General features: G+C 34.0%; 13 protein-coding genes, 1 tRNA gene and 1 rRNA gene. All 15 read right to left on the reverse strand.

The window, feature by feature from the left end; all coding sequences use genetic code 11:
* Positions 1-4: 4 nt before the first annotated feature.
* The 15 genes from ACJTHF_RS13500 to ACJTHF_RS13570 all read right to left on the reverse strand — a co-directional run bounded on the left by ACJTHF_RS13500 (position 5) and on the right by ACJTHF_RS13570 (position 12,154).
* A tRNA-Val gene (locus ACJTHF_RS13500) sits at positions 5-80 on the reverse strand.
* A 13-nt stretch (positions 81-93) separates the two neighbouring features.
* Positions 94-208: ribosomal RNA gene (gene rrf / locus ACJTHF_RS13505) — 5S ribosomal RNA — on the reverse strand.
* Positions 209-491: 283 nt separating this feature from the next.
* Positions 492-1,979 carry a lysine--tRNA ligase gene (gene lysS, locus ACJTHF_RS13510; RefSeq protein WP_025905552.1) on the reverse strand — a complete coding sequence of 496 codons (1,488 nt, stop codon included), beginning with the start codon at positions 1,977-1,979 and terminating at the stop codon, positions 492-494.
* A gap of 56 nt (positions 1,980-2,035) precedes the next feature.
* The gene (folK, locus tag ACJTHF_RS13515; RefSeq protein WP_078354772.1) at positions 2,036-2,524 is read right to left on the reverse strand and encodes a 2-amino-4-hydroxy-6-hydroxymethyldihydropteridine diphosphokinase; all 489 of its coding nucleotides are present in this window, start codon (positions 2,522-2,524) and stop codon (positions 2,036-2,038) included.
* Positions 2,525-2,884 (reverse strand): dihydroneopterin aldolase, encoded by a 360-nt coding sequence (folB, locus tag ACJTHF_RS13520; RefSeq protein WP_232157388.1) that lies wholly within the window; start codon positions 2,882-2,884, stop codon positions 2,525-2,527.
* Complete coding sequence (gene folP, locus ACJTHF_RS13525) at positions 2,877-3,668, reverse strand: dihydropteroate synthase (RefSeq protein WP_325878686.1); 792 nt, start codon at positions 3,666-3,668, stop codon at positions 2,877-2,879. Before folP ends, folB begins: the two co-directional genes overlap by 8 nt.
* A 129-nt stretch (positions 3,669-3,797) precedes the next feature.
* Entirely contained in the window at positions 3,798-4,727 is a 930-nt protein-coding gene (cysK, locus tag ACJTHF_RS13530) for a cysteine synthase A (protein ID WP_058592436.1), read from the reverse strand.
* Between the two features lie 96 nt (positions 4,728-4,823).
* Positions 4,824-5,702: an Hsp33 family molecular chaperone HslO gene (gene hslO, locus ACJTHF_RS13535; RefSeq protein WP_058592437.1), complete on the reverse strand. Its 879-nt coding sequence runs from the start codon at positions 5,700-5,702 to the stop codon at positions 4,824-4,826.
* 65 nt (positions 5,703-5,767) lie between these two features.
* A complete protein-coding gene (ftsH, locus tag ACJTHF_RS13540) occupies positions 5,768-7,876 on the reverse strand; it encodes an ATP-dependent zinc metalloprotease FtsH (protein WP_058592438.1) in 2,109 nt (702 codons plus the stop codon).
* 92 nt (positions 7,877-7,968) lie between these two features.
* Positions 7,969-8,505 (reverse strand): hypoxanthine phosphoribosyltransferase, encoded by a 537-nt coding sequence (hpt, locus tag ACJTHF_RS13545; RefSeq protein WP_025905559.1) that lies wholly within the window; start codon positions 8,503-8,505, stop codon positions 7,969-7,971.
* On the reverse strand, positions 8,489-9,769 hold the full coding sequence (gene tilS, locus ACJTHF_RS13550; RefSeq protein ID WP_048541960.1) for a tRNA lysidine(34) synthetase TilS: 1,281 nt from the start codon (positions 9,767-9,769) through the stop codon (positions 8,489-8,491). The genes hpt and tilS overlap by 17 nt, the downstream gene beginning before the upstream one ends.
* Before the next feature lie 88 nt (positions 9,770-9,857).
* A complete protein-coding gene (locus tag ACJTHF_RS13555; protein WP_025905561.1) occupies positions 9,858-10,241 on the reverse strand; it encodes a S1 domain-containing RNA-binding protein in 384 nt (127 codons plus the stop codon).
* An 83-nt stretch (positions 10,242-10,324) separates the two neighbouring features.
* Positions 10,325-10,708 (reverse strand): FtsB family cell division protein, encoded by a 384-nt coding sequence (locus tag ACJTHF_RS13560; protein WP_025905562.1) that lies wholly within the window; start codon positions 10,706-10,708, stop codon positions 10,325-10,327.
* A gap of 16 nt (positions 10,709-10,724) precedes the next feature.
* Positions 10,725-10,991, reverse strand: coding sequence for an RNA-binding S4 domain-containing protein (locus ACJTHF_RS13565; RefSeq protein ID WP_078354774.1), 267 nt, complete (start codon positions 10,989-10,991; stop codon positions 10,725-10,727).
* On the reverse strand, positions 10,988-12,154 hold the full coding sequence (locus tag ACJTHF_RS13570) for a MazG nucleotide pyrophosphohydrolase domain-containing protein (protein WP_048541959.1): 1,167 nt from the start codon (positions 12,152-12,154) through the stop codon (positions 10,988-10,990). Before ACJTHF_RS13570 ends, ACJTHF_RS13565 begins: the two co-directional genes overlap by 4 nt.
* Between the last annotated feature and the right edge of the window lies 1 nt (position 12,155).

The raw sequence follows: 12,155 nt of genomic DNA on the forward strand, positions 1-12,155 counted from the left end.
AAAATGGTGGAGAATGACGGGTTCGAACCGCCGACCCTCTGCTTGTAAGGCAGATGCTCTCCCAGCTGAGCTAATTCTCCAATTAACAATATCGCCCGGCAACGTCCTACTCTCGCGGAACGTAAGCCCAACTACCATCGGCGCTAAAGAGCTTAACTTCTGTGTTCGGCATGGGAACAGGTGTGACCTCTTTGCTATCGCCACCAGACAATGTTGTTTCGTTTTTGTCTTACCTTATATATTATAAAGAATTCATCAAGGCTTTTCAATAGTAAATTTTACACCTTATTAACTTTCTTTACAAACATCTCGAATTGATATGCGCTTGTTTTCAGCGACCTTTATATAATACACAATTTAGAAACACTCGTCAACACTTTAAGACAAAAAAGTTTACATTTCTTTTAAAAACTTCATCATTCGTATTTTGGAGCCTTCAAAAAGTAGAAAACCGCACACAATATGGAATTGTGTACGGCTTTTAGTTACATTTATTTTTGTCTCATATAAGGGAATAGTAATACATCTCTAATAGAAGCAGAGTTTGTTAATAGCATAACTAATCTATCAATACCTATTCCTAAACCACCTGTTGGAGGCATACCATATTCAAGTGCTTCAATAAAGTCATCATCCATTTCATGCGCTTCATCGTTACCTTGATCTTTTTCTTTCATTTGTGCTTCAAATCTTTCACGTTGATCAATTGGATCATTTAATTCAGTAAATGCATTTGCATGCTCTCTACCAACAATAAATAATTCGAATCTATCAGTGAATCTTGGATCTTCAGGATTTTTCTTAGCTAATGGTGATATTTCGATTGGATGTCCATAAATAAATGTAGGTTGAATAAGTTTCTCTTCGACTCTTTGTTCAAAGAATTCATTCAGAATATGACCATATGTCATACGATCTTCTACTTCTATATTATGTTCTTTTGCTAAAGCATGTGCTTCTTCATCAGTTTTAACTTCATAGAAATCTACACCAGTATATTCTTTAACAGCATCAACCATATGCCATCTTCTCCAGTTAGGAGCTAAATCTATAGATTCTTCGCCATATTGTACAGTTGTAGAACCTAATACTTTTTCAGCGATTGCTGCAACCATAGATTCAGTCAAATCCATAATGTCATTGTAATCAGCATACGCTTCATATAATTCAATCATTGTAAATTCAGGATTATGTCTTGTAGATACACCTTCATTACGGAATACTCTTCCAATTTCATATACTTTCTCTAATCCACCTACGATTAATCGTTTCAAGTGTAATTCAATTGCAATTCTCATGTATAAAGTAGCATCCAGCGCATTGTGATGCGTTACAAAAGGACGAGCTGAAGCGCCACCTGCGATTTGGTGCATCATTGGTGTTTCTACTTCTAAGAAACCTTTATTATTTAAGTAAGTTCTCATTTCTTGAATGATTTGACTTCTTGTAATGAATGTTTTAGTTGATTCTTCACTTGTAATTAAATCTAAGTAACGTTGACGGTAACGTTGTTCTATATCTTGTAAACCATGATATTTATCAGGTAATGGACGTAAAGATTTTGTTAAAACAGTAAATTCTTTCGCTTTAACAGATAATTCTCCAGTATTAGTTTTAAACATAACACCTTTTACGCCTACGATATCACCTAAATCTGCATGCTTCCATATTTCAAATTGTTCGTCACCTACTTGGTCTTTACGAACATAGATTTGAATTTGACCAGTAATATCTTTAACATGTGCAAATCCAGCTTTACCTTTACCTCTTTTAGTCATTAAACGACCTGCGATAGCAACAGCTGATTCGTCTTCTTTATCATGTAATTCTTCTTTACTGAATTCGTCCCATTCTTGGTGTAATGATTTAGAGTCCCCACTACGGACAAATTTCTTACCGAAAGGATCGATACCTAAATCTCTTAATTCTTGTAATTTCTCTCTACGAACCAACATTTGGTCATTCATTTCTTCTGACATGATTTTCCACTCCTTATTTAAATTACACTTGTTATTTTATTTAAACCACACGTAGATTATTTACTTTCACCATTATACTTTACTACATGTTCATCGTTTGGCAATAGCTCCCAAATATATTTCTTCGATATAGGTTCCACAACATTTGAAGCAATGTCATTCAAAGGTATCATCACAAATGCTCTTTCAGTCATTCTTGGGTGAGGCACTTCTAGTTCTGGTGATTGAATAACAGATTGATCATATATTAAAATATCTATATCAATTGTACGTGGTCCCCATCTTTCAACTCGAACACGATGAAGTTGTTGTTCTATCATCATACAAACTTTTAATAATTCTGATGATTCTAATTCAGTTGAGATCTCAATACACATATTCAAAAAATCCGGTTGATCTGTGTATCCTACTGGTTTCGTTTCATATATTGGAGATTCTTGAACAACGTGAATACCATCAATTTCATTCAGCAATTTAACAGCTTCTTGCAGTTGATGTTGCCTATCTCCCATATTACTTCCTAAACCTAAATATGCAGTATGCATTTATCTCTTCCTCACTATCTCAATACCCACACCTTTATAATGTCCAGGTATCGGTGGATTATTTTTAGTAATCTTAACTTTGGTTTCCAATACTCGATTATAGTGTGAAAATAGCTCTTTTGCAATACGTTCAGCAAGATGCTCGATTAATTTTACTGGTTTACCTTCCATAATTTCTTTGACAACTTCAAATACTTCACCGTAGTGAACAGTCTTTTCTAAGTCATCTGTTTCGCCCGCTTCAGAAAGATCTAAATATAATTCTAAATCTACTAAAAAGATTTGTCCTAATTCGTTTTCGGCTTCAATTGCACCATGATATCCATAAAAAGACATGCCTTCTATTATTATTCTATCCATTTAATCGAATCTCCTTCAGAGCATCTATCGTTTTAGCTACTCTTTTGTTCATTTGTACATTGTGGACTCTCACAGCACGTACACCTTTTTCAATTCCATAAGCTGTTGTTGCTGCTGTACCTTCATCACGTTCATCAACATTACTTTCGCCACCTAATAAGTCATTAATTAATCGCTTACGACTTGTCGCAAGCAACACATTGTATCCTGTAGCGACCAATTCATCCAATCGTGACATGACAATACGCTCTTCTTCTCTAGACTTTGCAAAACCTATACCAGGATCTAGCCAAATATTTTTTTCGGGTATGCCGCAAATTTCTGCTTGGTTTGCTTGTTTCAATAAAGTAAGTAGCAATTCTTCCATTACTGGTACATCTCTCTTACCGTCGCCGTTATGCATTAACACAATTTCTGCATTATATTCTGCAACGACTTTCAATATATTCGGATCATATAAGCCAGCCCACTGGTCGTTAATCATCGTTACGCCTCTTTTTAAAGATTCTTCAGCAACTTTACTTCTGTATGTATCCACTGAAAGTTGTACATCTAAATCACTGAGCCCTTCTACAACTGGAATGACTCTGTCCAATTCCTCTTCTAAACTCACTTCTGTATAACCTGGGCGAGTAGATACACCACCGATATCAATAATATCCGCACCTTCTGAGATCAGTTTCTCAGCGTGTTGTCTTGCTTTATCTACGCTATTATATGAACCACCGTCAGAAAATGAATCTGGCGTAACATTTAATATACCCATAATTTTCGTATTCACCAAGATAGTCTTCCTTCCTTTTTCATAGATAAATTTATTATAACAAATTTAAAAAATCACGCCTAAATGAAATAACTTCAAAAGTTATTTATTATAGACGTGATACTTAATTTATAATCATTTATTTATCAATTAGTCTTCAAAAGCGTAAAGTGGTGTAGATAGGTAACGTTCACCATTACTTGGAAGAACTGTTACTACTGTTTTGCCTGCACCTAGTTCTTTAGCTTTTTTCAATGCAGCTACAATTGCAGCACCAGATGAAATACCACCTAGGATACCTTCTTCTTTAGCAACTTTTCTAGACATTTCCATCGCTTCTTCATTACCTACTTTAATAACATCGTCATAAACATCTGTGTTTAAAGTGTCTGGTACGAAACCTGCACCTAAACCTTGCAATTTATGAGGACCTGGTGAACCACCGCTTAAAATAGGAGAAGCTTCTGGTTCAATAGCAACTACTTGAATATTAGGATATTTTTCTTTAAGAACTTTACCTGCTCCAGATAAAGTACCACCAGTACCTACACCAGCTAAGAAAGCATCGATTTGAAGACCTTCAAATTGTTCAACAAGTTCAGGACCAGTTGTTAATTCATGGACTTTAGGGTTCGCTGGGTTTTCGAATTGTTGTGGTTCAAAATAGCCTTTTTCTTCTTTTAATTCTTTAGCTTTTTTGATAGCACCTTTCATACCTTCTGCACCAGGTGTTAATACTAATTCAGCGCCATAAGCTTTCAATAAAGCACGACGTTCGCTACTCATTGTATCTGGCATTACAAATACAGCTTTATAACCTTTAGCTGCTGCAACCATTGCTAAACCGATACCTGTGTTACCAGATGTTGGTTCAATAATTGTATCTCCTGGTTTGATTTTACCTTCTTTTTCAGCTGCTTCAATCATCGCTAAACCAATTCTATCTTTAACTGAGCTACCTGGGTTTTGATATTCTAATTTTACATAAACGTCTGCTGAACCTTCTTCAACTACTTTGTTTAATTTAACTACAGGTGTGTCTCCAATTAATTCTACAATATTATTTACTCTCTTAGCCATTTACGCTTCACTCCTAAACAGTTTTTATACCCTAGTTTATTTATCGGATATAATGATTATAACAAAACTTCATATAAAGTGAAAGTATTTACTAAATTAAAGTGCATTCTTAAGTTCGATTAATTCTTCTTCGCTATATTGATACTTCGTTCTACAGAAATGACATTCTGCTTCAGCACCATGATCTTCTTTAATCATTGCATCAATTTCTGCTTCCCCAAGACCTTTAATTGCATTTAAGAATTTTTCTCTAGAACAATTACATTTAAATTCAACATCCATATGGTCGATAATTCTAGTATTTTCTTTTCCTAATACTGTTTCAATTATTTCTTCTGGCGTTAATCCTCTATCGATCAATTTAGATACAGGTTCCATTTGATTAATCTTTTCTTCAATTGCTGAAATTGTTTTTTCAGATGCACCAGGCATAAGTTGAATGATGAAACCTCCTGCTGCTTTAATCGTATTATCAGGATTTACTAATACACCTAAACCAACAGCCGAAGGTACTTGTTCACTTGTTACAAAATAATAAGTGAAATCTTCTCCAAGTTCTCCTGAAACAATTGGTGTAGAACCTGTGAAGTAATCTTTCAATCCGATATCTTTAACGACACTTAACATACCATCTGTTCCAACAGCACGTCTAACATCTAATTTACCTTGATCATTTAATGGGAAATGTGTTTGTGGATTTTGAACATATCCTCTTACTTCACCTTTCGCATTAGCATCGACCATAATTTTACCAATTGGTCCTCCGCCATCAATTGTTACCGTTAATTTTTCTTCATTTTTCAGCATTGATCCCATCATAACACCAGCTGTCATTGATCTACCTAATGCTGCTGATGCAGTTGGCCATGTGTAATGGCGTGTTTGTGCTTCTTGTACTGTATTTGTTGTTTGAACAGCAAAAGCCCTCACTTCATCATTGAAAGCTAATCCTCTTACTAAATAATCTTTTGTCATGTTTTATACTCCTTCTTTAAAAAAAGCCCCTCTCAATCAAATTGTTGAAAGGGACTTTTGTGAAATTATTCTTTACGATCTGTCGGTTTATTGTCACCTAGGTCATCGATATTTGGCTCTTGTTCATGAGCTGGTTCGTCTGAATCACTATCTGAATCTGTGTCTTCATTATGTTTTTCATGTGACACTTCTTCTTTTACTTCTTCGTATGATTTACCAACTTCATCATCGTCAATATCTAATGTACCTTCTTGTTGCGTTAAGTCACCTTCATATTTATCTTCATCTGAGTCTTCATTTTGGTTAAGATGAGAATCATCATATTTAACTTCTGGTAACTTACCTTCATGGAATAATGATTGAATTTGTTCAGCTACTAATGTTTCTTCAACTAGAAGTGTCTTAGCAATTAATTCTAATTGTGATTTATGTTCAGTTAGAATTTGTTTACAACGTTCGTATTGTTCTTTAATGATACGTTGTACTTCTGAATCAATTTCATAAGCAATTTGGTCTGAATAATTTGGTTCAGATTGCATATCTTTACCTAAAAATACTTGTCCACTATCCGTACTACCGAATTGTAATGGACCTAATTTTTTACTCATACCATATTCAGTAACCATCTTACGCGCAATGTTTGTTGCACGTTGGAAGTCATTATGAGCACCTGTTGATGCTTCTCCAAAGTTTATTTCTTCAGATACACGACCACCAAGTAAACCTACTATCTTATCTAATAATTCTGGTTCAGTCATAAAGTAACGATCTTCTTTAGGAAGCATCATTGCATATCCACCAGCTTGACCACGTGGAACGATCGTAACTTTATGAACCATTTCTGCTTCATCTAATACACAACCGATAATGGTATGACCTGCTTCGTGATAAGCAACAATATTTTTCTCTTTCTCAGAAATCATTCTTGTTTTCTTAGCTGGACCTGCAATAACTCTATCAGTCGCTTCTTCGATATCTCTCATATCAATTTTCGTTTTGTTAGAACGTGCTGCTACTAATGATGCTTCATTTAACAAGTTCTCTAAGTCTGCACCAGAGAAACCAGGTGTTCTTTGAGAAATTGCTTTTAAGTCAACAGTTTCGTCTAACGGTTTATTACGAGCATGTACTTTAAGTACTGCTTCACGTCCTCTTACATCCGGGCGTCCAACTTGGATTTGTCTATCGAAACGTCCTGGACGTAATAACGCAGGGTCTAGAATATCAGGACGGTTAGTAGCAGCTATCATAATGATACCTTCATTTTCACCGAATCCATCCATTTCTACTAATAATTGGTTTAATGTTTGTTCACGTTCATCGTGACCGCCACCAACACCAGCGCCACGTTGACGACCAACAGCATCAATCTCATCTATAAAGATAATACATGGTGCATTCTTCTTAGCGTTCTCGAATAAGTCACGCACACGACTTGCACCGACACCAACGAACATCTCAACAAAGTCTGAACCACTGATTGAGAAGAATGGTGTACCCGCTTCACCTGCTACAGCTCTAGCAAGTAATGTTTTACCTGTACCTGGAGGACCAACTAGTAAGACACCTTTTGGAATACGCGCACCCATTTTCTTGAATTTACGATTATCTTTAAGGAAATCAACTATTTCAACTAATTCTTGTTTCTCTTCATCGGCACCTGCTACATCAGAGAATCTAACACGTTTCTTCTGATTATCATATAGCTTGGCTTTTGACTTACCAAAGTTCATTACTCGGCCGCCGCCACCGCCGCCGCCTTGCATTTGGCTTAAGAAGAAGATGAATAAAAATGCAATAATTAAAACTGGGATAAGTGTTGTTAATACACTAACAAACACACTTTGTTTTTCTTCTTCTTTAACATTAAATTTCAAATCATCTTGTTTCTCAGCAGTTGCTGTTATTTTTTTCAAGTCATCTTGGTTATTAAATAAAATAGAAGATGTATATGTTTCATCTTTACCTTTTTTCAATTCACCGCTAACCATATAAACATTCTGTTCTGGTTGAATAGTTAACGTTTTTAAATCGCCTTTTTCTAGCTTCGTCATAAACTCATTATATGTAAGCTGTTTTGGTGATTGTCCATTGCCATTAATGAACTGGAATACACCAAATAGGACGATAGCTAAAAGCGCGATCATTAATATATTACGAAAAGCTTTTTGCATTCAATTTGTCCTCCTACTCAATTAATAAAACTAACAAAAATTTTACCATATTTGTAATTTCTTACGCTAGTAATTAAACTTGCTTATACGCATCATTGATATATTTCTGGTTTAAGTGTACCAATGTATGGTAAATTACGATATTTCTCAGCATAATCTAGTCCATATCCTACTACAAATTCATCAGGAATTTTTTCTCCGACATATTTTGCTTCAATGTCTACTTTACGTTTCATTGGTTTATCTAACAATGTTACGATTTCAATAGAGTTAACATTTCTGTATTTCAATAAATCAACGATAGAATTTAAAGTTGTACCTGTTTCTAAAATATCTTCAATTATAATGACATCTCTATTTTCAACAGAAGTACTTAAGTCTTTTAAAATTTTAACTTCTCCAGTTGATTCTGTACCACCGTGATAACTAGAAACATCCATGAAGTCTATTTCTACATGTGTATCAATGTATTTAATTAAATCAGCCATAAACATGATAGAGCCTTTTAAAATACCTACACAGATTGGTGTCTTCCCATTATAATCCTCTGTGATTTGCTTGCCTAATGTTTTGCATCTTTCTTGAATCTGTTCTTCTGATAATACAACAGACTTAATCGAGTCTTTCATTAAAGTCATCTCCAATATAAGTAATAGTTAGTGCGTTTTTAAAGTTAGAATCTATCCAAAAATCACCAATTGCAATAATATCATCACCATCTAAAATAATTGGACAATTGTTTCTTTTATGTATGTCAATCTTGTTGTCAATCATGATTCTATTAACTTTTTTGCGATGTTTATTTCCCCGGTTATAATACTGAACACGATCTCCAGACATTCTCGTTCTTACGAATAAAGGCGATGCTATGTCTTTCGTTTCAATTAACCAATTCCCAAATACATATTGTTCATTACGATTTATAAATTTAGAATTTACATTGAACTCAATATCTTCACATAGTAATAATTTATCATATGCTACAATAAACTGCCAATCATCAGATATAGGAATGACGGATTGTTTTGAAAAATTATTAAATACACGCATCCATTCTTTATATGACTTCTCACTATATCTTCGTTTAACATATTGAGCCATTAATTGATCTAATACTTGAACCTTAACTAAATCGTTCAGCCGATTAAATGCATCTCGATTAACTTCAACTTGATCAGACAGTTTTATTTCTTTAGCAATAAAAGCATCTGCTTCAGCCACAATTAATTCTCTTGCGTCATTCATCCATTGATTTAAATCCAGTAAATGATCTGTTGAAAATTCTTGTCTTTCTTCAATAACAGGCAACAATTGATTTCGTAAATAGTTGCGTGTATATTTGCTATCTTTATTTGAATCATCTTCGTAGTACTTAAAAGCATTTTCTTGTTGGTATTGCTTAATAAATGATTTGGATACATTTAATAATGGTCTGCAAATCATATAATCATTTCTTTTTTGAACTTGTTGAATCCCTAAAGGTGCACGGCCAATTCTCCCAGTAAATAGTCGATAAGCAATGGTCTCTTTTTGGTCATCCATATGGTGTGCCGTTAACAATACATCGCTACTAGTTTGTTTCATCATTTCATCAAACCATTCATATCTCATTTGTCTAGAAATATCTTGTATGCTCTTATTGTGACTAACCGTTTCGCTCAAATCTAATGTCTTGATATATATTTCAATATGGTGTTTTTCGCAAAATCGTTTAATAAATTCTGCTTCTTCTCGCGAGGCTTCTCTTAAACCATGGTTGACATGTAAACAAATCAACTTACGATATGTGTCTTTATAAGTTGTATTTAACATGTGTAAAAGTGACATGCTATCTATCCCTGTCGAAACAGCTAAAGCTAAATCATCATCTTGTTGCCAAGTTACATTTAGCATGATTACACACCTCAATTTTCAAAAATTCATTTGATCTTGTCAAAATAAAAAGAGGCTCAACTAATTAGCCTCTTTTTATTATAATCCATTATCGTCTTGCACCTTTACCGCCACGACGTGATTCAGTTTGTCTCTTAATAGATGTTAACTTATCCTCACTATCTTTTAAAAAGTTTGATAATTTCTTCTCAAAGTCTTCAGGCTTAGCTTCTTTCTTAGGCGCTTGGCGCTTTGGACGTTCTTTAGCTTTTTTAATAGATAAACTAATCTTTCCATCATCAGCTACTGTTAATACTTTAACTTCTACTTCATCGCCTACAGTTAAATGGTCATTCACGTTCTCGACGTAGTTATCAGCAACTTCACTGATATGCACAAGGCCACTTTTCCCTTCAGGTAATTCAACAAATGCACCAAAATTCTTAATACCTGTAACTTTCCCTTTGACTTTATTGCCTACTTCAATTGACATATTATTACTGTATCCTCCTGATATAAATTCACTTTAACCTTATTATATGCTTCTATACAAAATTATACAACGCCATAAACAGATTATTTATCATTTTCCGCGTCTTTTTTATCTTCTGGTAATTTAAAAATAATTTCACCGTCATTGCTTAAAAAGTATTCGCTTCTCGCAAGTTTTTCTATATATTCTTTATCGTTCAGTCGTTTAATTTGTTCTTTAAGTTCTATCTCTTTATCTTGCAATTTTTCATATGTTACAGCTTTTTCTTTACGCTCTTGTACTAATTCATCATTGCGATTTTTTTGTAGAAACAGCATGATGATCATAATAACGATTATTAACAATAATACTCCACCAAATAAGGTAAGTCGCTTGCGTATCACTTGGCGCGTTTTATTGACAGTCTTTTTTTGTTTATTTTGGGACTGTGTATATTCATTATCTAGATTTTTAATTTTTTGCGCCATAGGTGTACCTCCTTATTTATATAGAATCTTGAATTTTTTCTTCTTTGATAACTTCAAACATTGTCTTAGCATTTTCTTTATTAGCATGTTCAGACAACCCTGTCACTTTAACAACAATTATTCTATTACCTAATCTAATTTCCAATTCATCTTCAACACCTACAGTCGTTCCTGCTTTAGCAACTTGACCATTTACTTTAACTCTACCTTGGTCACTCACTTCTTTAGCAAGTGTACGACGCTTAATCAGTCTAGATACTTTTAAATATTTATCTAATCTCAAATTGTTAAACCTCCTTTATTTATAAATTCTTTTAATGATTGTTCACCGTATCCCTCTAATTTGGTTTTATCATACAACTTCAAAAAGTAATCAGCAAATATTTTTTCTAGTTTCTCACGTTCAACTTTGCCTTCTTTTTGTTTTTCATTGTTCCAAATTTTCTTGAGGTCTTTAATATCGTCCGCCTCTTGGTCACCAAACACATGTGGATGTCTACGTATCATCTTAGAAGTTAATGTTTGTATCACTTCTCTTACATCAAAGTAAGCTTCTTTCTTTCCAATCGCAGCATGTAGCATCACTTGTAACAATATGTCTCCAAGTTCTTCTATCATATGATCAATATCATCTTCATCAATTGCTTCAATTAATTCAAATGCTTCTTCAAGCACATAACGTTTCAATGTTTCATGGGTTTGTACTTTATCCCAAGGACAGCCTTCTTCAGACACTAATGTATCGATAGTTTGTTCTAAATATTGAAAATCACCATATAGTTGTTCTTCTTTAGTTATTTTCGGAATGAATAAACTTGTTAAATTTGATAACTCAGCATGATGGTCCATTTCATACAATGGACATGAAATCACATCTGCTTCACCTAGTCTTGCATTAGAAACAAGTTTCACAGGGTGATTATCTGGATATCTTTCCATCAATGTGACTTTAATATCCGATGCAACTAATTGATCATACACTTGTGTAATAATCGTATTCGTTCTTATATTTAATAAAGTTTCAGATAAACACGTTCCGTCTAATAATGTAAATCCGTCATTTGGGTCAATATTAACAGCATTGAACATATCATCTAGAAAGCTTTTCCCACCTAACACGTGAACATCAGAGGATTTTTCTAATAGGAGCTGCGTCGTTGTTTCAGCTACCATTGGATCACCAGGTACCGCATAAATGATATTTTCATGTTCAGCCTTTTCAATCAACGTATCGACAATTTCAGAATATACATTAAGAAAATCATTGTGCTTTTCATAAATATAATCAAAACCTTGCCAATTTAAGTCTTCTAATTCTTTAACGACTGGATGGTCTAGCGTACGCGCATATATTACATCAGCTGATTGTAGTTTACGATAAACGCCCATTGGCAATTCTTCTAAACTATAATTACCTAAGCCAACAACTAAAATTTGTTGTGCCATA

Origin of the sequence: Mammaliicoccus sp. RAM2, from assembly GCF_045897195.1 — a bacterium.
GTDB lineage: Bacteria > Bacillota > Bacilli > Staphylococcales > Staphylococcaceae > Mammaliicoccus > Mammaliicoccus sciuri.